Raw genomic sequence first — 20,195 nt, 5'->3', positions numbered from 1 at the left:
GATGCGGTAAAACGTACGCTAACGACGCGAAACACGTCAAATGTAAGGCGGGCGGGGGGCGGCAAAACCCGTGCGGGTGGTCGCGTGGATCGAAGCTCGTTGGCAGTGCGTTCCGACCCAGCGGCAGACGTCTCGAAAATGCAACAAATGCCTCTTTTTAAGGGCTGAACGGGATAGCTCTTCTAATGAGCTGAATCAGCCTCACCGCAAATTTCAATGATGATCGGGTCGCTTTTGATAGCGGCTCGTCAGGATGATTATCGGGTGAATGTGGAGCGTCTGAAGCTAGGATTCCTGATTATTCGTGCATCGGTTGTTTTGGAATCCACAATAGCCGCTCGCACCGAGGTAGACCAACTCGCGGCAGTGCTGATGCACAGGCCGCCAGCCGTTTACCACTCTTGCCTGCTGAGCGCCAATCTGTGCTCAGACGTTCGCGTTCCCGCGCAAACGAACCAGAATGCCTTCCAGCGCGTCGAGATCGCCGAAGTCCACCAGCACCTGGCCGCGACCGCGTCGGCCGAGCTTGATTTTCACCGTAGCGGACAGCAGGTCCGACAGTTCCTCTTCCAGGCGTCGCGTGTCACGGCCGCCGTCCGGATTCGCGCGGGCCTTGGCCGCCGGCGTCACCTTCGTGGTCATCGCAACCAGCTTTTCCGTCTCGCGCACAGACAGGCGCTTGTTGACGACCTGGTTGGCCAGCGTGATCTGTGTCGCGGCATCGACGGCGAGCAGCGCGCGAGCGTGGCCCATGTCGAGATCGCCGGCGAGCAACATCGTCTGTACCGGTGTCGCAAGGTTCAGCAGACGCAGCAGGTTCGACACCGCGCTTCGCGAGCGGCCCACCGACTCTGCCGCCTGCTCATGCGTGAAATTGAATTCGTCGAGCAGGCGCTGGATCCCCTGGGCCTCTTCGAGGGGATTCAGATCCTCGCGCTGGATGTTTTCGATCAGCGCCATCGCCGCGGCGGCCTGGTCGGGCACGTCCTTCACAAGCACCGGCACCTCGTCGAGGCCCGCGAGCCGCGCCGCGCGAAAACGCCGCTCCCCTGCGATGATCTCATAGCGGTCCGCCGCGATCGGACGCACGAGAATCGGCTGCATCAGCCCTTGCGCACGGATGCTCGCCGCAAGCTCCTGCAGCGCGCCTTCGTCCATGCGCGTGCGCGGCTGGTATTTGCCCGCCTGCATCTTGCCGAGCGGCAATACGTTCGGTGCGCCGTCGATCACCGCTGCCTCGGTGATATCGGCGGTGCCGCCGAGCAATGCCTCCAAACCGCGGCCCAGTCCCTTCTTTCTTGCTACTGCGTTCATCGTGCTTCCTCGATCCGCTTAGGATGCCTGGGGCGCGTCATTCAGCGCGCGCACCCGCTCAATCATTTCGACGCCGAACTGCACGTACGCCTGCGCGCCTCGCGACGCCCTGTCGAACACCACACCGGGCAGCCCATAGCTGGGCGCCTCGGCCAATCGCACGTTGCGTGGAATCACCGCGTCGAAGACCTTGTCGCCGAAGTGCTCTTTCAATTGATCCGAGACTTGCTGTTGCAACGTAATGCGCGGATCGAACATGACGCGCAGCAGACCGATCACCTTGAGGTCGCGATTCAGATTCGCATGGACCTGCTTGATCGTGTTGACGAGGTCGGACAGCCCTTCGAGCGCGAAGTATTCGCACTGCATCGGAATGACGACGCCGTGCGCGGCGCATAGTCCGTTGAGCGTCAGCAGTGACAAAGCCGGCGGGCAATCGATCAGCACGAAATCGTACTCGCCCTCGACCCCGGCGAGCGCCGCCTTCAGTTGACGCTCGCGATTCTGCATGCTGACGAGTTCGACCTCGGCGCCCGCGAGCTCACGGTTCGCGGGAAGCACGTCGTATCCGACCGCCTCGGGCCGTACGCGCGCATCGGCCACCGACACGTTGTCCACGAGCACCTCGTAGACCGTGTTCGTACATTCGGCCTTGTCGATACCGCTGCCCATCGTGGCGTTGCCTTGCGGGTCCAGATCGATGAGAAGGACTCGCTGTCCCTGCGCTGCCAGGCTCGCGGCCAGATTGACTGTGGTGGTCGTCTTGCCGACGCCGCCCTTCTGGTTCGCAACGCAGAAGATTTTTGCCATCGTTGGTGTGTCCCTTTTGCTGCTTGGATGAAGTGAAAATCGTTGAGGGTGTTGACAGGCCGAAGCGGCCGTCAGCTTTCGGGGTCCACTCGCACCTCGATCAGATGCCGCTCGGCGTCGAGCGACGGCACGTTCAGCCGGATGATCTGTTCCACGCGAGCGCCCGCCGGCAGACGCGCGATTTCGGCATCCGGCCGCATACCCTTCATCGCCCAAATTGCGCCCTGCTCCGCAACCAGATGACGGGCCAGTGTAACGAAATCCGAGAGTTCTGCGAACGCGCGCGAGACAATTACGTCGAACTTTGCCGGTACTTCGGCGCCAGGCCGCAGCGTCTCCACCCGACCGGTCACAACCGACAGGTTCGCGAGGCCCAGTTCCGCCTTCGCCTGCGACTGAAAGGCAGTCTTCTTATGGACGATGTCGTTCGTCGTGATGGTCCAATCGGGCAGCACGATCGCGAGCACGATGCCCGGCAACCCCCCGCCCGAACCGACGTCGAGCACCGACGACGGCCCGCGCGGCGCCAGGTGCGGCACGATCGATAGCGAATCGAGAATGTGCTGGATTAGCATCTGCCTCGGATCGCGGATCGCTGTCAGGTTGTAGACGTTGTTCCACTTCGCGAGCAGCGCGACGTAATCGAGCAGCTTGCGCTGCTGCGCGTCGCTGAGTTCGAGACCAAGTTCACGGACACCTTCCGCCAGCAATGACGCCAAGGCCTGTTGGTCGATTCCCCTCTGCGCTGCCGTCATTGAACCACCGGCGTGCTGTCGGCGCCGGGCTCGGCGGACTTCGACGGACGACGCCCGAGGCCACGCTTCAGATGGACCATCAGCAGCGAGATCGCGGCAGGCGTGATACCGGAAATACGCGACGCCTGTCCGATCGTTTCCGGCCGGAACTGCATCAACTTCTGGCGAGCTTCGAACGACAGCCCACGGACCTCGGTGTAGTCCAGCCCTTCAGGCAGACGCGTGTTCTCTTGCGCCTCGTTGCGTTCGATCTCACCGGCCTGTCGGTCGATGTAGCCCTGATATTTGACGCCGATTTCGATCTGTTCCTTGATTTGCGCGAGCAGCACGGGGTCTTCCGCAAGTGCTTCGGGCGCGCCACAAGTGCCGTCACGCAGCCCGCAGACGCCGTCGTAGCTGACGCCCGGACGACGCAGCAGGTCCGCGAGACTGTATTCGTGGTCGATTGACTTGCCAAGCAAGGCGGTCGCCTCTTCTGCCGATAAGGTCTTAGGATTGACCCAAGTTGAACGCAAGCGCTGTGTTTCACGTGAAACAGCGTCACGCTTGCGACTGAAGGCGTCCCAGCGAGCGTCATCGACCACGCCAAGTTCGCGCCCGATCTCCGTCAGCCGCATATCGGCGTTGTCTTCGCGCAAGCTCAGACGGTATTCCGCGCGGCTCGTGAACATCCGGTACGGCTCGGACACCCCGCGCGTGACTAGATCGTCCACGAGCACGCCGAGATAAGCCTGGTCGCGACGCGGACACCATGCTTCCTTGCCTTGCACGAACAGACCGGCGTTGATGCCGGCCAGCGTGCCCTGTGCAGCTGCCTCTTCGTAGCCGGTCGTCCCGTTGATCTGTCCGGCGAAGAACAGGCCACTGATCACCTTCGTTTCTAGCGATGCCTTCAGGCCACGCGGATCGAAATAGTCGTACTCGATCGCGTAGCCCGGGCGCAGGATATGCGCATGCTCGAGGCCGCGCATCGAACGCACCAGCTCGAGCTGCACGTCGAAGGGCAGGCTCGTCGAGATCCCGTTCGGATAGAACTCGTTGGTCGTCAGACCTTCCGGCTCGAGGTAGATCTGATGCGATTCCTTCGACGCAAACCGGTGAATCTTGTCCTCGATCGACGGGCAATAGCGTGGCCCCACCCCCTCGATCACGCCTGTGTACATCGGCGAGCGATCGAGACCGCCGCGAATGATGTCATGTGTCCGTTGATTCGTATGCGTGACCCAGCACGGCACCTGGCGCGGGTGCTGCTCGACACGCCCGAGGAACGAGAACACCGGCACCGGGTCCAGATCGCCGGGCTGCTCTTCGAGCTGCGAATAGTCGATCGTGCGACCGTCGATTCGCGGTGGCGTACCGGTCTTAAGCCGGCCCTGCGGTAGCTTCAGCTCTTTCAACCGCACCGACAGCGAAACCGCAGCCGGGTCGCCCGCGCGTCCACCGGTGTAGTTGTTCAACCCCACGTGAATCTTGCCGTCGAGGAACGTGCCCGCCGTCAGCACCACCGCGCGCGACCGGAAACGAATACCCACTTGCGTGATGGCGCCGACCACGCGGTCGCCCTCGACCATCAGATCGTCGACGGCCTGCTGAAATAGCCAGAGGTTCGGCTGATTCTCTAGACGATGGCGGATCGCCGCTTTGTACAGCACGCGGTCAGCCTGAGCGCGCGTCGCGCGGACCGCCGGTCCTTTCGACGAATTCAGGATCCGAAACTGGATGCCGCTTTCGTCGGTAGCGGCCGCCATGGCGCCACCGAGCGCGTCGACCTCCTTGACCAGATGGCCTTTGCCAATGCCGCCAATCGACGGATTGCAGCTCATCTGACCAAGGGTCTCGATGTTATGGGTCAAAAGCAGCGTTTTGTTGCCCATGCGCGCCGACGCCAAAGCAGCTTCGGTGCCGGCATGACCGCCACCGACGACGATTACGTCAAATTCTGAGGGAAAAAGCATCGCGGGATCTCACGCCAGATCGTCGCGTGAGCCTTCAAAAGAAATGTATGGGCGAATTATAACGGGTTCAGTTTCGGCCCGAATTTCGTCCGAATGGTGAAACAATAAAAAAGCGGTGTGTTTCACGTGAAACACACCGCTTCCAGAGACAGCGATCAGCGAAATAAGTGCGGGCTTATGCGACCTTTTTGGCAAGACCGAGATAGGTTTCGATCACCCGGGGATTTTGCGCGAGTTCGGTTGCCGGTCCTTCCAGTGCCAACTCGCCGGTTTCCAGCACGTAGCCGTAGTCCGAGATCTGCAATGCAGCGCGCGCATTCTGCTCGATCAGCAGGGTCGCGACGCCCGTCTGCCGCAAGGCGCTGATGATGTGAAAGATTTCCTTCACGATCAGCGGCGCGAGACCGAGGCTCGGCTCGTCCAGCATCAGCAGATCGGGCTTGCCCATCAGGGCGCGGCCGACCGCGAGCATCTGCCGCTCGCCGCCGGAAAGCGTGCCGGCCGCCTGCTTGCGCCGCTCCTTCAGCCGCGGAAACAGTTCGAACACCGGTTCCAGCTGATCGAGAAAGTTGCGCTCCCCTGCTCGCTTGCGCCGGTAGGCGCCAAGCAGCAGATTGTCCTCGACGGTCATCGAAGCGAAAAGCTCGCGCTTTTCCGGCACCAGGCACATTCCAAGCGCGACGCGTTTTTCGACCGGCATCGCGCTGACGTCGTCGCCCTGATAGGAAACCGCGCCTTTCGCATGACCGGACGTCGGCAACGCGCCCATGATCGCATTCAGCAGCGTCGACTTTCCCGCGCCGTTCGGGCCGATCACGGAGACGATCTGCCCCGCCCGCACCTTGATCGCCGCATTGTGCAGCGCTTCAACCTTGCCGTAGCGGACGGACAATTGGCTCACTTCGAGAATCGGTCCCGCCGCCGCCACGCCGGTCGTTGTCATGTCGTCCATCATTCCACCCCACCCAGATACGCTTCGAGCACCGCCGGATCCTGCTGGACTTCCTGCGGCAGGCCCTCAGCGATCCGCGTGCCGAACTCCATCACCACGAGCCGGTCCGTCAAATTCATCACGAAATCCATGTCGTGTTCGACGAGCAGCACGCTCATCCCTTCTGTCTTCAGTCTGCGCAGCAGTTCGGCGAGCTGAAGCTTTTCCTGATACCGGAGACCAGCGGCCGGTTCATCGAGCAATAGCAGAGTCGGGTCGCAGCACAGGGCGCGCGCAATTTCGAGAATCCGCTGTTGACCAAGCGCCAGGCTGCCCGCTTCGTCATACATGTGCTGTTCGAGGCCGACGCGGCGAATCTGCCGAGCGGCTTCGGCCATCAACCGCTGCTCTTCGGAGCTGTTCAGCCGCACGACACTGCGCCACACGCCCGCATGGCCACGAAGATGCGCACCGATCGCGACGTTCTCGAGCACGGTCATACCCGGCAGCAGCTTCACGTGCTGGAACGTCCGGCCGATGCCGCGCTTGACGATTTCACGCGAACTCAGCGCATCGATGCGCTCGCCGCGGAACGTGATCTCGCCGCTTGTCGCCTGCAGCACACCGGTCACGAGATTGAAGGTCGTCGACTTGCCCGCGCCGTTCGGTCCGATCAGCCCGATGATCTGCCCTGCTTTGACCTCGAAGCTGACGTCGTTCACCGCGACGAGACCGCCGAACTGCTTGCGCGCCTTGTTCACCTTCAGCAGGTCTTCGCCGGTCTGTGGCTTGTTGCGCTGCGGCAGAGGATCCGCGTGATCGGCGAGATGCGCCCGCGGGCCACGCGGGAAAAAGCGCGCGACGAACGGCCAGACGCCCTGCCGCGCGTACTGCAGAAGCAGCACCATGATGATGCCGAACACGATCACTTCGAAGTTGCCGTTCTCGCCGAGCAGTTTTGGCAGCAGTGTCTGCAAATAATCCTGCAGCACGGTCAGGATCGCCGCGCCGAGCACCGCGCCCCAGACGTGCGAGACGCCGCCCACCACCGCCATGAACAGGAACTCGATGCCGTGATTCAGTCCAAACGGCGTCGGATTCACGGCGCGCTGCAAGTGCGCGTACAGAAAACCCGAGACCGACGCAAGCACCGCCGCATAGACGAAAATCACGACGCGCATCCAGCCGGTGTTGACGCCCATTGCCTCGGCCATCAGACCACCGCCGCGCAACGCGCGGATTGCGCGACCCGGCCGGCTATTAAGCAGATTCTGAACAGAGACGACCGCACCGAGCACGACCACCCAGATCAGGTAATAGATATGGCGGCCGGACTCGAGGTTGATCCCGAAAACATTCAACACCGGGATGCCGTTGATGCCGTCGTACTTGCCGAGCATGTCGAGATTGCCGAACAGGTAGAACAGCGCGAGCCCCCACGCAATCGTGCCGAGCGGCAGAAAGTGGCCGGATAGGCGCATCGTCACGAGACCGAGCATCAGCGCAACCAGCGCAGTGACGATCACGCCCGCGATCAGTGCGAGCCACGGCGACACGCCGAAGTTCGTCGTCAGATACGCGGTTGCATACGCGCCGATGCCAACGAACGCGGCCTGCCCGAAGCTCGTCATCCCGCCGATGCCGGTCAACAGCACGAGGCCGATCGCGACGATCGAATAGAGACCGATGTAGTTCAGCAGCGTGACCCAGTACTCGGGTACATGGATCGGATGCGGCAGAACCGGCAAAGCGAACAGCACCACGAGGAACAACCAGAAGAACTTCTTTTGCATGATTCGTTTCATCGTGTCACTCCGCCTCCTCTTCGGCGTGCGGACTCGCAAGACTGCGCCACAGCAGCACCGGGATGATTAACGTGAACACGATCACTTCCTTATAAGCACTAGCCCAGAACGACGAATACGACTCCAGCAGACCAACCAGAATCGAGCCGGCCGCCGCCAGCGGATAGCTGACCAGACCGCCGATGATCGCGCCCACGAAGCCCTTCAAACCGATCAGGAAGCCCGAGTCGTAGTAGATCGTCGTGAGCGGCGCGACGAGGATGCCGCACAGTGCGCCGAGCCCCGCCGCAAGCGTGAATGCGAGGCGTCCCGCCTGCGTGGTGCCGATGCCGACGAGCCGCGCGCCGAGCCGGTTCACCGACGTCGCGCGCAACGCCTTACCCGAGATCGAGCGATCGAAGTACAAATACAGCGCGCCGATCAGCACGGCCGCGGTGCCGATCACCCACAGGCTCTGGCCGGAGATCGACAACGTGCCGATGTTGAACGTCGCATCGGAAAACGCGTTGGTGCGCGAGCCTTCGGCGCCGAACATCACGAGGCCGAGACCGACCATCACGAAATGCACGGCCACCGCGACGATCAACAGCAGCAGCGTGGTCGCCTCCGCGATCGGCTCGTAGGCAAGGCGATACACGAACGGACCCATCGGAATCACGATCAGCAGCGTCAGCGCGATCTGCACGATCATCGGCAGCGGCTGCAGGAAGATGCCGCGCGTGAGCGCGTAGACCGCGATCGGAAACAGCAGGTACTTCCCCGCCAGCACGGGCAGCGTGCGCGCCGCATGACGACGCCGCTCAGCATGCCGCAACACGGCCGCCGTCTCGACGACGAAGCATGCCGCGCCCATCGCCATCAACAGCCAGCAGGTGGCCGGAAACTTCTGCGTTTGCAGTGCGGCGAGCGTCAACGCACCGTACGAAACGAACTCCCCTTGCGGGATGAAGATCACCCGCGTGACGGAGAACACCAGCACCAGCGCAAGCGCGAGCAGCGCGTAGATCGCGCCGGTCGTGATGCCGTCCTGCGCGAGGATCGCCGCAATTGATAGATCCATACTTCCTCGTCCTGAAGCGTCGAAATCGAAAAACCGGGAAACAGTCGCGACGGCGCGGTGCGAAGCCGGCCATCGATCTGCATGTCTGAAAAGACAACCGCCGCGCCGGGACGCGGCGCGGCGGTCGATGCCATTGTCGTCGAACACAATGGCAATGCGGCGTCATGCACCGCAGATTGCGCGAGAGGCGCGTACCGCTACTTGTTTTTGTAAATAGTCTTAGTTGTTCTGCAACTTCCACTTGCCGTCGACGATCTGCACGATCACGCGTGCGCGCTGGTCGAGGCCGTTGTGGTCGTTCGCGGTGGTGTTCATGATGCCGTGCGACACTGGCAGCTCCTTGATGTTTTCGAGCGCGTTGCGCAGCGCCGCGCGGAACTCCGGCGTGCCCGGCTGGGCGGTCTTCAGCGCGACCGGAATCGCAGCCTGCAACATCTGGCCGGCATCCCATGCGTGGCCGCCGAAGGTCGCGACCGAACCCGCGCCATAAGCCTTCTCATAGGCGTTCTTATAGGCTTCCGACGACTTCTTCACCGGGTTCGAATCCGGCAATTGATCGACGACGAGAATCGGACCGGCCGGCAGCAGTTCGCCTTCGCAATCCTTGCCGCACACGCGCAGGAAGTCGTTGTTCGCGACCCCGTGAGTCTGATAGATCTTGCCCTTGTAGCCACGCTCCTTCAGCGTCTTGGCCGGCAGCGCCGACGGCGTGCCCGAGCCCGCGATCAGCACCGCGTCGGGATTCGCGCCCATCGTCTTCAGCACCTGGCCCGTCACCGATGCATCGGTGCGGTTGAAGCGCTCGTTCGACACGATCTTCAGGTTGTGCGCTTTCGCGGCGGCGTCGAACGTCGTGTTCCAGCTGTCGCCGTATGCGTCCGAGAATCCGATGAAGCCGACCGTCTTCACGCCGTGATGCTGCATGTAATCGGCGATCGCTTCGGCCATCAGGCTGTCGTTCTGAGGTGGTTTGAATGCCCATGCGCGCTTCGCATCCATCGGCTGAATGATCGCGGCCGATGCCGCGAGCGAGATCACCGGTGTCTTGCCCTCAGCGGCCGGATCGAGCATCGCGAGCGAATTCGGCGTGACGGTCGAGCCGATGATCGCGTCGACGTGGTCTTCGTCGATCAGCTTGCGCGTGTTCTGCACGGCCTTGCTGGTGTCCGACCCGTCGTCGAGGATGATGTACTGCACGCTCTTGCCGCCGATCTCCTTCGGCAGCAACGCGATCGTATTCTTTTCAGGAATCCCGAGCGACGCGGCCGGCCCCGTCGTCGACAACGTGACGCCGATCTTCACCTGCGCGAATGCAGCCCCCGCGCCGCACATCAGCGCCATCGCGATGCCGGTGCGTACCCAATGCCTTGTCTTTTTCATTGCGAGTCTCCAAACGCTTTGAAAAGCGCCTATGTATAAACCGGCTTGCTGGGCCGGGTGTTTGAATCTAGTGAGCGGGTTCAAGTGTGCCAAGCATGGTTTTCCCTGCTCGGCGCGCATACCTTCCCCAGCTGCGTTGGGTACCGCTCCTCTCGCGTCGCGCGAGTGCGCATTCGCGTCATACGCCGCGTTTCCGTGGCGCGGCTTTATTCCAACCAGGCATCTCCTAAACCACTAATATGTTAGTAGTTTGCGTTCTGCATTATCGACGGTCAAGAGAGCGTGCGCCAAATGCGGGTTTGTCCTGAAGCAGCGAAACCACACTTTTGCGCGATGCGGACACCCGGCCCGGATAATAAAAAAGACGCGTCAACTGCACGCGTCTTTTTCGATGAGGTCCCGTGGCGCAGAGCCTTCGCTCAGTCGCCGGCGAGCTTCCACTTGCCGTCGACGATCTGCACCATCACGCGCGCCCGCTGATCGAGGCCGGCATGGTCGTTCCCGCTCATGTTGAAGATGCCGTGCGACGCGGGCAGATCTTTCGTTCCTTCGAGCGCGGCACGCAGCGCCTCGCGGAATGCCGGCGTGCCTGGCTGCCCCTTCTTCAACGCGAGCGGGATCGCATGCTGCAGCAGCAGACCCGCGTCCCATGCGTGACCGCCGAACGTCGACACCGACCCCGCGCCATATGCCGTTTCATACGCATGCTTGTATGCGAGCGCGCTTTTCTTCACCGGATTCGCCTCGGGCAGTTGCTCGGCGACCAGCAGTGGGCCAGCGGGCAGCCACGTGCCTTCGCAATCCTTGCCGCACACGCGCAGGAAGTCGTTGTTCGCGACGCCGTGCGTCTGATAGTACTTGCCCTTGTAGCCGCGCTCCTTCAGCGTTTTCTGCGGCAGCGCGGCCGGCGTGCCCGCACCGGCGATCAGCACCGCGTCCGGCTTCTGCGACATCATCTTCAGCACCTGGCCCGTGACCGATGCATCGTTGCGCGCGAAGCGCTCGTTCGCGACGATCTTGATCTTCGCGAAGTCAGCGGCTTTGCTGAATTCCGTGAACCAGCTCTCGCCGTACGCGTCGGAAAAGCCGATGAACGCGACCGTTTTCACGCCGTGATTGGCCATGTGCTGCGCGATCGCCGTGGCCATCAGAATGTCGTTTTGCGGCGTTTTAAAGACCCATCCACGCTTCGCGTCCATCGGCTCGACGATGCCCGCGGCCGCGGCCAGAGAGATCATCGGCGTCGAGGTTTCGGCAGCGATGTCGATCATGGCGAGCGAGTTCGGCACGACGGTCGAGCCGATCAGTGCATCGACGTGGTCTTCGCTAGTGAGCTTGCGGGCGTTCTTGACCGCCTGGGTGGAATCGGTTGCGTCGTCGAGGACGATGTAGTCGATCTTCTGGCCCGCCACTTCTTTCGGCAGCAGCGCGATCGTGTTCCTTTCCGGAATGCCGAGCGATGCGGCCGGTCCTGTTGCCGACACGGTGACGCCGATTTTCACGTCCGCGAATGCATGGCCGCTCCAAGCAGCCGAGACCGCTGTGGCGACCAATGCCACGCTGATCCAACGCAATGCCGACTTCATCCTGCTCCTCTATTAACCCCGTTAAGTGTTCCTGGTAAAACGGTTTGACTTTGGCTAACCTGGCGTCTTGGTCGGTGCCGGGGTCGTGGATGAAGTGTGTCGTAGTGTTGAAGGCAGTCGAGGAGCTGACATTGCAGCAGATGTCGATCAATCACCGTCATCGGGATACGCGCACACGCGCGGCGGGCCTGTTGATGCTCGGACGTGGCCTCAAGGCCCGCGCCATTGCGGCGCAACTGGGCGTGAGTGGCCAGAGCGTCTACAACTGGTCGCACGCATGGCGCGAGCGGGGCATATGCGGCTTGATGGGCGCACATAACGGCGGCCGGCATGCGCTGCTGACTGAAGCCCAGATCGCTGTGGCCCTTGAGATCGCCCGCGCCGAACCGCTGACCCTTGGTGGCATTGCCCAGCGCGTCGAAGCCGCGCTCAACGAGCCGCTGCCCTGCAAGGTCGAAACGCTGGGCGAAGCTCTCAAGCGCAACGGCTTTTCGTTCAAGCGCAACCGCTACGCGCTCAAAAAAAGCGCAACGAAGAAGCGTTCGCAATGAAACAGGCCACACTCGAGAAACTCCAACAGGCTGCACGCGGGGACGCCGTGCGGTTGGTGTATCTCGATGAGGCGGGCTTCCATGGATCGCCGCCGGTTCAACGTAGCTGGTCACCACGAGGCTTGCCTCACCAGGTCGAACCGAACCATCACTGCCGCCGCAGCGTGATCGGCGCACTGGACTTCGGCGAAAACACGCTGATCCACGCCGCGCATACCGGCACCATTAAAGCCCAGGATGTCGAGTGCTTCATCGACAGTGTGCTCGCCACCGGGAACGGTCTGCCCACGGTGATCGTGCTGGACAATGCCAGCATCCATCACGGTATCAGCGACGCGACGCGCCAACGTTGGCTGCTCGAACATAAGGTCATCCTGTTTTACCTGCCTGCCTATAGCCCCGAGCTCAACATGATCGAGATCGTCTGGCGGCACCTGAAATACCGATGGCGTCGAGCCCTCACCTGGACGCGCGAGACCATCGATGCCGAACTCGCAGCACTGCTAAGCAGGTACGGCGCCGATTTTCAAATCAATTTTTCCTGAACACTTATTCAATTGCAATTAAATCCGCGAATTTAATTGCCAACCCAATGGTCGGTGAATAGCGAGTGTAGCGGACGCAAGCACCGTGCTGCAAGCGTTTCGCAGGCTTGTGACGTTTACCTCAGCGGCTAACGGAGAGTAAAAAATGGCGCGTGAAATAGCCGGGAGATCGCGTCAAAAAATTCGATAAACACCAATAAAAAAGCGCTGTTGGATATCAATCCAACAGCGCTTTCTTCTGGGCACTGAGTGCCTCACTTGTCTCCTCGTTCTCCACCGGCAAATTCGTGGTGCATCAGAACTGCATGAAGATTAAACGACCACCCCAGCAGTCACAACTAGCAATTACCCTAGTGGTGCACTGCGGCACCGGATTGGGGCGCGTAGGGCGCTTTTCGTCGCACGGTTTGCCACAGGTTCGCCCGAGTCCCTGATCCCGCGGACCTTCAGCACGAGCCGCAATTAGATCGGACGTCGAAGCAATTTCGTATCGCACTGCATCAAGCGAGCGACCACGCGGGCGGGATCAAACAGCCACTCTCAAGCCCGCAACGGTCGCACTCGCGCGACGATCTCACCGACTATGCCGCGCCGGAACGCCAGCACACACGCGATGAAAATCAGCCCGGTGACGATCGTCACCGATTCGCCGAGCGAGCGGAACCAGTCGATGCCGGTCATCGACGCAAGTGCCGCGCCGATATCGCCGAGCCTGTCTTCGAGCGACACGATCAACGCGGCGCCGAGCAACGGCCCGAACAGCGTGCCCATGCCGCCCACCAGCGTCATCAGGATCACGAGGCCGGACATCGTCCAATAGGCATCGCTCAGCGTTTCGAAGCCTTGCACCAGCACCTTCAGCGAACCCGCGAGACCCGCAATGCCGGCCGACAGAATGAATGCGAGCAGCTTGAAACGGTCGGTGTCGTAGCCGAGCGACACCGCGCGCGGCTCGTTTTCCTTGATCGCGACGAGCACCTGCCCGAACGGCGAATGCACGATCCGCACGATCAGCAGGAAAGCCGCGACGATCACCGCGAGCACGACGAAATATAGCGCGACGTCCGAAGAGAGATCGAGCACGCCGAACAGCTTGCCGCGCGGCACGCCTTGCAGACCGTCTTCCCCGTGCGTGAACGGCGCCTGCAGGAACACGAAGTAGACCATCTGCGCGAGCGCGAGCGTCACCATCGCGAAGTAGATACCCTGACGGCGAATCGCGAAGAAGCCGACGACGAGCCCAAGCAGCGTCGCCGCCGCGGTGCCGCTCAGCACGCCGAGCTCCGGCGAAAAGCCGAGCGTCTGCATCGCATAGCCGGTCACGTAACCGGCCGACGCGAGAAACATCGCATGACCAAAGGACAGCAAGCCCGTATAGCCGATCAGCAGATTGAAGGCGGCCGCGAACAGCGCGAAGCACAGCACCTTCATCACGAAGAGCGGATAGATGCCGAGCACCGGCACCGCGAGCAGCACGATCAGCAGCAGACCGTAGAGCACCTTTCTCTGCATCATTTTTCCCTGCCGAAAAGACCCGCCGGACGCACGAGCAACACGAGCGCCATGATCACGAAGACGACGGTCGCCGACGCCTCGGGGTAGAACACACGCGTGAGTCCTTCGACTACGCCGAGCATCAGGCCGGTCAGGATCGAGCCCATGATCGAGCCCATGCCGCCGATCACGACCACCGCGAACACGGTGATGATCATCGACTGGCCCATCAGGGGCGAGACCTGAATCACCGGCGCGGCGAGCACGCCGGCAAACGCCGCGAGCGCGACGCCGAAGCCGTAGGTCAGCGTGATCATCAGCGGCACGTTGACGCCGAACGCCTCGACAAGCTTCGGGTTTTCGGTGCCCGCGCGCAGATACGCGCCAAGCCGCGTCTTCTCGATCACGAACCAGGTCGCAAAGCACACGACCAGCGACGCGACCACCACCCATGCGCGATAGTTCGGCAGATACATGAAGCCGAGGTTGGTCGCGCCCGACAGCGCCGACGGCACATCGTACGGCTGGCCCGACGAGCCGTAGATCGAATGGAACACGCCCTCGATCACGAGTGTGAGGCCAAACGTCAGCAACAGGCCATACAGATGATCGAGCTTGTAAAGCCAGCGCAGCATCGAGCGCTCGATCGCGACGCCGACCAGCCCGACGATCAGCGGCGCGAGCACGAGCATCACCCAGTACGGCAGATTGAAATACGCCAGCCCCATCCACGCGAGCATCGCCCCGAGCATGAACAGCGCGCCATGCGCGAAGTTGATCACGTTGAGCAGGCCGAAAATAATCGCCAGCCCGAGGCTCAGAATCGCGTAGAACGAGCCGTTCACGAGCCCGAGCAGAAGCTGGCTCAGCATCGCCGGTAGCGGAACGCCAAAGATGTCCATTGAAGCCCTTAGCCCTTCAAGCCATCGTCAAGGTGAGATCGGTCACGCACGATCCGGCCGGCACGCGACGAGCGGCGACGCTGCCCATCGCGTGCGGCATCTGAAACGGTCATCCGCCAGCGCGTGCCTCTGCAGCGCCGGCGGTTCTCTCAGGTCTGCGCGGTCCTCGACCGCTTACTGCGCCCGCGCTTACTTCCACAGCGCGCAGCGGGTCTGCGCCTTGGTCGTGAAGGCCTGATCGCCCGGAATCGTCGCAGTGATCTTGTAGTAATCCCACGGCTCCTTCGATTCCGCCGGCGTCTTCACCTGCATCAGGTACATGTCGTGGATCATGCTGCCGTCCTGACGGATGTAGCCCTTCGCGTAGAAGTCGTCGATCTTCGTCTTGCGCAACTGCGCCATCACCTTGTCCGGATCGGTCGTGCCCACCGCCTGCACCGCCTTCAGATAGTTCATCGCCGCCGAGTAGTCGGCAGCCTGCAGGCTCGACGGCATCTTCTTCATCTTGTCGAAGTAGCGCTGCGACCACTTACGCGTGTCGGCGTCCTTGTTCCAGTACCAGCTGTCGGTCAACACGAGACCTTGCGTCGTTTCGAGACCGAGGCTGTGCACGTCGTTGATGAACATCAGCAGCGCGGCGAGCTTCATCGTCTTGGTGATGCCGAATTCCTTCGCGGCCTTGATCGCGTTGATCGTGTCGCCGCCCGCGTTCGCGAGGCCGAGGATCTGTGCCTTCGACGCCTGCGCCTGCAGCAGGAACGACGAGAAGTCCGACGCCGACAGCGGATGACGCACCTCGCCGAGCACCTGGCCGCCGTTCGCCTTCACGACCTCCGCGGTCGCTTTTTCGAGCGCCTTGCCGAATGCGTAGTCTGCCGTCAGGAAGTACCAGGTCTTGCCGCCCTGCTTCGTCACGGCCGAGCCCGTGCCGTTCGCGAGTGCGGTCGTGTCGTATGCGTAGTGGATCGTGTACGGCGTGCATTGCTCGTTGGTCAACGTATCGGCGCCGGCGCCGACGTTGATATAGACCTTGTGCTTCTCGCCCGCGACGGTGTTAGTCGACAGCGCGGTCGCCGAGTTCGTGCCGCCGATCACCATGTCCACGCCGTCGCGGTCGAACCACTCACGAGCGCGCGATGCCGCGATGTCCGCCTTGTTCTGGTGATCCGCGTACAGCACCGTGATCGGCTTGCCGTTGACCTTGCCGCCGAAGTCGGCGACCGCCATCCGGATCGCTTCAAGACCGCCCTGCCCGTCGATATCCGCGTACAGCCCCGACATGTCCGTGATGAAGCCGATCTTCACGGCATCGTCGGCCGCTTGCGCGCTGCCCAGCGTCAGTGCGGTGCCGGCGGCGACTGCAAAACAGAGTGAGGCAATTCGCGCGAGTGGGTTCTTTTTCATGCATGTCTCCTGGTTCTTCGCTTGTGGTTATCAGAGGCAGTCGGGCGCGCGTGTGTCCGTGTCTATACGCCCAGTAAATCGTGCAGCACCGGCATCTTGCCTTCGAGCTCGCTAGCCCCGAAATGCTCGACGATCATGCCGTGCTCCATCACATAAAAACGATCCGCGAGCGGCGCGGCGAAGCGGAAGTTCTGCTCAACCATCACGATCGTGTAGCCGCGCGCCTTCAGCGTAACGATCATGCGCGCGAGCGCCTGCACGATCACGGGCGCGAGCCCTTCCGAGATTTCGTCGAGCAGCAGCAGATTCGCGCCGGTGCGCAGAATCCGCGCGACCGCGAGCATCTGTTGTTCGCCGCCCGAGAGCCGCGTGCCCTGACTCATGCGCCGCTCGTGCAGATTCGGGAACATCGCGTAGATTTCCTCGAGCGACATCATGCGCGCCTTGTCGCCGACGGGCGGCGGCAGCAGCAGATTTTCCTCGCACGACAGGCTCGAGAAAATGCCGCGTTCTTCCGGGCAATAGCCGATGCCGCAATGCGCGATGCGATGCGTGGGCAAGCCGACGGTTTCGCGTCCGTCGATACGGATCGAGCCGGTACGGCGACCCGTGAGGCCCATGATCGCGCGTAGCGTCGTGGTGCGGCCCGCGCCATTGCGTCCGAGCAGCGTCACGACCTCGCCGCGGCCGACCGACAGATCGACGCCGTGCAGAATGTGGGATTCCCCGTACCAGGCTTGCAGTCCCGCGATTTCCAGCGCGGGTGCGCCGCTTTTCGTTTCGTTCGCTTCGAGGCCTTCGCGCTCGACCGTCGTATTCATGCGTGGGCTCCGGCGAGCGCCGCGTCGGCGCTGCCCATGTAGGCTTGCATCACGAGCGGATTCTTCGACACTTCCGCGTAGCTGCCCTCGGCGAGCACTTCACCCCGTTGCAGCACGGTGATCGTGTCGGAGATACCGGCGATCACATTCATATTGTGTTCGACCATCAGGATCGTGCGTCCGGCCGACACTTTCTTGATCAGCGCGGTCACGCGATCGACGTCCTCATGACCCATGCCTTGCGTGGGCTCGTCGAGAAGCATCAGTTCCGGCTCCATCGCGAGCGTGGTCGCGATTTCGAGCGCGCGCTTGCGGCCGTAGGCGAGCTCGACCGTCAACACATCGGCGAAATCGGTCAGGCCGACCTGGGTCAGCAGATCCATCGCGCGATCGTTCAGACGGCGCAACGTACGCTCGCTCTTCCAGAAGTGAAACGCGGTGCCGAGCGAGCGCTGCAACCCGATGCGCACGTTCTGCAATGCCGTCAGATGCGGAAATACCGCGGAAATCTGGAACGAACGGATGATGCCGCGCCGCGCGATCTGAGCTGGCCGTTCGCCGGTGATATCGACACCGTTGAAAACGATCTGGCCCGCAGTGGGTTCGAGAAATTTGGTGAGCAGATTGAAGCAGGTGGTCTTGCCCGCTCCATTGGGGCCGATCAGCGCATGGATCGAGCCACGGCGCACGCGCAGGTTCACGCCGTTCACGGCGACAAAGCCTTTGAACTCGCGGGTGAGGCCGCGCGTTTCGAGAATCGTATCGCCGAGAATCATGTTCCCTTCCATACGGAGTAAGGCGAAGCACTACGATCTTTCCGCGCGAAGCTCTGCGCGACTTGTTGTTTTTGCGGCACCCCTTGCCGCTCCTTGGCGTGCTGCACCAATCCGAACGGTAATCCATGGCGTGGCACGCAGCATGGCTGCCATTGTCGCGCCAATGATGCAGCGCAATCATTGGGATTTGCACTTAGGGAACGAGGCCCGCGCCGTGCATATGTGACGCGCGGTTCACAAGCTTCACGTACGCGGCGAAAAACCTGACCGATGCGCTCACCGAGTCATGTCACACAACTGACATCGACGCGGCAACACCGGTATGCGCGGCCATGCTGCCGCTCACGCGCGCGCGACGATCCTCGCGGATCATGTCGCCGGCGCGCTCGGCGATCATCAGCGTCGGCGAATTGGTGTTACCTGACGTGATGTTGGGCATCACCGACGCATCGACGACACGCAAGCCCTCGACTCCGATAACTCGTAGCCGGTTGTCGACGACCGCGGCGGGATCGTCGGTCGTGCCCATGCGGCAGGTGCCGACCGGATGGAAGATCGTCGTGCCGACCGCACCCGCGGCCTGCTGCAATTCTTCTTCACTTTGATACTGGAGGCCCGGCAGGATCTCCCGCGGCTGATAGCGCGCGAGCGCGGGCGCCGCGACGATGCGACGCGTCAGACGTAGCGCGTTCGCGGCGACGTGGCGGTCGTAGTCGGTCGACAGATAGTTCGGCGCGATCAACGGTGGCGCGCAAGCATCGGCCGACGCAATATGAATGCTGCCGCGCGACGTGGGGCGCAGCTGACACACCGAAGCCGTGAACGCATTGAAGCGATGCAGCGGTTCCCCGAAGCGATCAAGCGACAAGGGCTGCACGTGATACTCGAGATCGGGTCGCGACAGCGAGCGATCGTCGGCGTCGGACTTCGCGAACGCGCCGAGTTGCGACGGCGACATCGACATCGGTCCGCTCTGAAACAACGCGTACCGCATGCCGATCATCAGCTTGCCCCACCAGTGCGCGGACATCGTATTCAGCGTGCGCACGCCCTGCACCTGATACGCCATGCGCAGTTGCAGATGGTCCTGCAGATTTTCACCGACACCGCGCAGATCCTGAACGACCTCGATGCCGAGATTCTGCAGACGCGCGCCATTGCCGACACCGGACAATTCGAGCAGTTGCGGCGAGTTGACCGCGCCGGCGGAAAGGATCACTTCGCAACGCGCTTTGGCGAGATAGTCGACCTCGCCGCCACGATATTCGACTCCGGTGCAGCGGCGGCCATCGAACACGACACGCTGCGTGTGGGCACCGGTGATGACAGTGAGGTTCTCCCGCTTCAACGCGGGCCGCAAAAACGCCTTCGACGCATTCCAGCGAATGCCACGCTTCTGGTTGACGTCGAAGTAGCCGACACCGGTGTTATCGCCACGATTGAAATCGTCGGTGGCGGGGATGCCGGTTTGCTGCGCGGCTTGCGCGAACTCTTCGAGAATCTTCCATTTGAGGCGCTGCTTCTCGACGCGCCACGGTCCGCCCGCGCCGTGCGCTTCGTTGGCGCCGCCGTGGTGATCCTCGCTGCGCCTGAAGACCGGCAGCACCGCGTTCCAGGACCACCTCCTGTCGTTCGTCACACGCGCCCACTCGTCGTAGTCTTCCCGCTGACCGCGCATGTAGATCATGCCGTTGATCGACGAACTGCCGCCGAGCACACGCCCGCGCGGATACGACAGCGTGCGGCCGTTCAGACCCGGCTCGGCCTGGGTCTTGTACAGCCAGTCCGTGCGCGGATTGCCGATGCAATACAGGTAGCCGACCGGCACGTGAATCCAGTGATAGTCGTCCTTCCCCCCGGCTTCGAGCAGCAGCACGTGGATGTCAGGATCTTCGGTGAGCCGGTTCGCCAGCACGCAGCCGGCGGTACCCGCGCCGACGATGACGTAGTCGAACTCGCCTTCGAGTCGCCGTGCGGCGCGAGGCGTACTGTCGGTATGACTCATCGTTTAGCCTCCTAAGCATTTTTGCGGCGCATGCGTGGCTGCTCGATCGCTTCCACGCGTGCGCCGCGAAGCGCTTTTATTGCGCTTTTATTGTTTTCCTG

At 62.2% G+C, this 20,195-nt stretch carries 17 protein-coding genes; 2 read left to right on the top strand and 15 right to left on the bottom strand.

From position 1 onward, the window contains the following. Positions 1-426 precede the first annotated feature (426 nt). From OKW30_RS18785 to OKW30_RS18745, 9 genes are all read right to left on the bottom strand, one after another. Positions 427-1,314, bottom strand: coding sequence for a ParB/RepB/Spo0J family partition protein (locus tag OKW30_RS18785; protein ID WP_090802389.1), 888 nt, complete (start codon positions 1,312-1,314; stop codon positions 427-429). An 18-nt stretch (positions 1,315-1,332) separates the two neighbouring features. After that, positions 1,333-2,124 (bottom strand): ParA family protein, encoded by a 792-nt coding sequence (locus tag OKW30_RS18780; RefSeq protein WP_090802387.1) that lies wholly within the window; start codon positions 2,122-2,124, stop codon positions 1,333-1,335. A gap of 71 nt (positions 2,125-2,195) precedes the next feature. Beyond that, the gene (gene rsmG / locus OKW30_RS18775; RefSeq protein ID WP_187627446.1) at positions 2,196-2,879 is read right to left on the bottom strand and encodes a 16S rRNA (guanine(527)-N(7))-methyltransferase RsmG; all 684 of its coding nucleotides are present in this window, start codon (positions 2,877-2,879) and stop codon (positions 2,196-2,198) included. Next, the gene (gene mnmG, locus OKW30_RS18770) at positions 2,876-4,834 is read right to left on the bottom strand and encodes a tRNA uridine-5-carboxymethylaminomethyl(34) synthesis enzyme MnmG (protein WP_429347345.1); all 1,959 of its coding nucleotides are present in this window, start codon (positions 4,832-4,834) and stop codon (positions 2,876-2,878) included. The genes rsmG and mnmG overlap by 4 nt, the downstream gene beginning before the upstream one ends. A gap of 175 nt (positions 4,835-5,009) precedes the next feature. Next, positions 5,010-5,786 carry an ABC transporter ATP-binding protein gene (locus tag OKW30_RS18765; RefSeq protein WP_429347344.1) on the bottom strand — a complete coding sequence of 259 codons (777 nt, stop codon included), beginning with the start codon at positions 5,784-5,786 and terminating at the stop codon, positions 5,010-5,012. After that, positions 5,786-7,570 (bottom strand): ATP-binding cassette domain-containing protein, encoded by a 1,785-nt coding sequence (locus tag OKW30_RS18760; RefSeq protein WP_429294201.1) that lies wholly within the window; start codon positions 7,568-7,570, stop codon positions 5,786-5,788. The genes OKW30_RS18765 and OKW30_RS18760 overlap by 1 nt, the downstream gene beginning before the upstream one ends. Positions 7,571-7,574: 4 nt before the next feature. Next, the gene (locus OKW30_RS18755; protein ID WP_187612230.1) at positions 7,575-8,630 is read right to left on the bottom strand and encodes a branched-chain amino acid ABC transporter permease; all 1,056 of its coding nucleotides are present in this window, start codon (positions 8,628-8,630) and stop codon (positions 7,575-7,577) included. A gap of 219 nt (positions 8,631-8,849) precedes the next feature. Further along, positions 8,850-10,010, bottom strand: coding sequence for an ABC transporter substrate-binding protein (locus OKW30_RS18750; RefSeq protein WP_184036889.1), 1,161 nt, complete (start codon positions 10,008-10,010; stop codon positions 8,850-8,852). Positions 10,011-10,429: 419 nt separating this feature from the next. Continuing rightward, positions 10,430-11,596, bottom strand: coding sequence for an ABC transporter substrate-binding protein (locus OKW30_RS18745; protein ID WP_429347343.1), 1,167 nt, complete (start codon positions 11,594-11,596; stop codon positions 10,430-10,432). 89 nt (positions 11,597-11,685) lie between these two features. On the opposite strand from OKW30_RS18745, the gene OKW30_RS18740 reads away from it, so the two are divergent. Beyond that, the gene (locus OKW30_RS18740; RefSeq protein WP_429345692.1) at positions 11,686-12,147 is read left to right on the top strand and encodes a helix-turn-helix domain-containing protein; all 462 of its coding nucleotides are present in this window, start codon (positions 11,686-11,688) and stop codon (positions 12,145-12,147) included. Further along, the gene (locus OKW30_RS18735) at positions 12,144-12,692 is read left to right on the top strand and encodes an IS630 family transposase (RefSeq protein WP_429345693.1); all 549 of its coding nucleotides are present in this window, start codon (positions 12,144-12,146) and stop codon (positions 12,690-12,692) included. Before OKW30_RS18740 ends, OKW30_RS18735 begins: the two co-directional genes overlap by 4 nt. 540 nt (positions 12,693-13,232) lie before the next feature. Here OKW30_RS18735 and OKW30_RS18730 read toward each other — a convergent pair. The 6 genes from OKW30_RS18730 to OKW30_RS18705 all read right to left on the bottom strand — a co-directional run bounded on the left by OKW30_RS18730 (position 13,233) and on the right by OKW30_RS18705 (position 20,094). Then, positions 13,233-14,204 (bottom strand): branched-chain amino acid ABC transporter permease, encoded by a 972-nt coding sequence (locus tag OKW30_RS18730; RefSeq protein ID WP_018418868.1) that lies wholly within the window; start codon positions 14,202-14,204, stop codon positions 13,233-13,235. Beyond that, the gene (locus OKW30_RS18725; protein WP_184069865.1) at positions 14,204-15,088 is read right to left on the bottom strand and encodes a branched-chain amino acid ABC transporter permease; all 885 of its coding nucleotides are present in this window, start codon (positions 15,086-15,088) and stop codon (positions 14,204-14,206) included. Before OKW30_RS18725 ends, OKW30_RS18730 begins: the two co-directional genes overlap by 1 nt. A 189-nt stretch (positions 15,089-15,277) precedes the next feature. Then, positions 15,278-16,492, bottom strand: coding sequence for an ABC transporter substrate-binding protein (locus tag OKW30_RS18720; RefSeq protein ID WP_429347342.1), 1,215 nt, complete (start codon positions 16,490-16,492; stop codon positions 15,278-15,280). A gap of 62 nt (positions 16,493-16,554) precedes the next feature. Further along, the gene (locus OKW30_RS18715; RefSeq protein ID WP_184036876.1) at positions 16,555-17,313 is read right to left on the bottom strand and encodes an ABC transporter ATP-binding protein; all 759 of its coding nucleotides are present in this window, start codon (positions 17,311-17,313) and stop codon (positions 16,555-16,557) included. Continuing rightward, positions 17,310-18,089, bottom strand: coding sequence for an ABC transporter ATP-binding protein (locus tag OKW30_RS18710; protein ID WP_018418872.1), 780 nt, complete (start codon positions 18,087-18,089; stop codon positions 17,310-17,312). Before OKW30_RS18710 ends, OKW30_RS18715 begins: the two co-directional genes overlap by 4 nt. A 289-nt stretch (positions 18,090-18,378) precedes the next feature. Next, entirely contained in the window at positions 18,379-20,094 is a 1,716-nt protein-coding gene (locus OKW30_RS18705; protein ID WP_184069869.1) for a GMC family oxidoreductase, read from the bottom strand. Positions 20,095-20,195: the final 101 nt, after the last annotated feature.

Origin of the sequence: Paraburkholderia sp. Clong3 (assembly GCF_050436485.1) — a bacterium.
In the GTDB taxonomy this organism is placed as follows: domain Bacteria; phylum Pseudomonadota; class Gammaproteobacteria; order Burkholderiales; family Burkholderiaceae; genus Paraburkholderia; species Paraburkholderia tuberum.
This window is presented reverse-complemented; position numbering and strand designations above follow the sequence as displayed.

Bases quoted from the DNA above. Each gene is read 5' to 3' on its own strand.
- OKW30_RS18785 (WP_090802389.1), bottom strand. From the start codon at position 1,314: ATGAACGCAGTAGCAAGAAAGAAGGGACTGGGCCGCGGTTTGGAGGCA.
- OKW30_RS18780 (WP_090802387.1), bottom strand. From the start codon at position 2,124: ATGGCAAAAATCTTCTGCGTTGCGAACCAGAAGGGCGGCGTCGGCAAG.
- rsmG (WP_187627446.1), bottom strand. From the start codon at position 2,879: ATGACGGCAGCGCAGAGGGGAATCGACCAACAGGCCTTGGCGTCATTG.
- mnmG (WP_429347345.1), bottom strand. From the start codon at position 4,834: ATGCTTTTTCCCTCAGAATTTGACGTAATCGTCGTCGGTGGCGGTCAT.
- OKW30_RS18765 (WP_429347344.1), bottom strand. From the start codon at position 5,786: ATGGACGACATGACAACGACCGGCGTGGCGGCGGCGGGACCGATTCTC.
- OKW30_RS18760 (WP_429294201.1), bottom strand. From the start codon at position 7,570: ATGAAACGAATCATGCAAAAGAAGTTCTTCTGGTTGTTCCTCGTGGTG.
- OKW30_RS18755 (WP_187612230.1), bottom strand. From the start codon at position 8,630: ATGGATCTATCAATTGCGGCGATCCTCGCGCAGGACGGCATCACGACC.
- OKW30_RS18750 (WP_184036889.1), bottom strand. From the start codon at position 10,010: ATGAAAAAGACAAGGCATTGGGTACGCACCGGCATCGCGATGGCGCTG.
- OKW30_RS18745 (WP_429347343.1), bottom strand. From the start codon at position 11,596: ATGAAGTCGGCATTGCGTTGGATCAGCGTGGCATTGGTCGCCACAGCG.
- OKW30_RS18740 (WP_429345692.1), top strand. From the start codon at position 11,686: ATGAAGTGTGTCGTAGTGTTGAAGGCAGTCGAGGAGCTGACATTGCAG.
- OKW30_RS18735 (WP_429345693.1), top strand. From the start codon at position 12,144: ATGAAACAGGCCACACTCGAGAAACTCCAACAGGCTGCACGCGGGGAC.
- OKW30_RS18730 (WP_018418868.1), bottom strand. From the start codon at position 14,204: ATGCAGAGAAAGGTGCTCTACGGTCTGCTGCTGATCGTGCTGCTCGCG.
- OKW30_RS18725 (WP_184069865.1), bottom strand. From the start codon at position 15,088: ATGGACATCTTTGGCGTTCCGCTACCGGCGATGCTGAGCCAGCTTCTG.
- OKW30_RS18720 (WP_429347342.1), bottom strand. From the start codon at position 16,492: ATGAAAAAGAACCCACTCGCGCGAATTGCCTCACTCTGTTTTGCAGTC.
- OKW30_RS18715 (WP_184036876.1), bottom strand. From the start codon at position 17,313: ATGAATACGACGGTCGAGCGCGAAGGCCTCGAAGCGAACGAAACGAAA.
- OKW30_RS18710 (WP_018418872.1), bottom strand. From the start codon at position 18,089: ATGATTCTCGGCGATACGATTCTCGAAACGCGCGGCCTCACCCGCGAG.
- OKW30_RS18705 (WP_184069869.1), bottom strand. From the start codon at position 20,094: ATGAGTCATACCGACAGTACGCCTCGCGCCGCACGGCGACTCGAAGGC.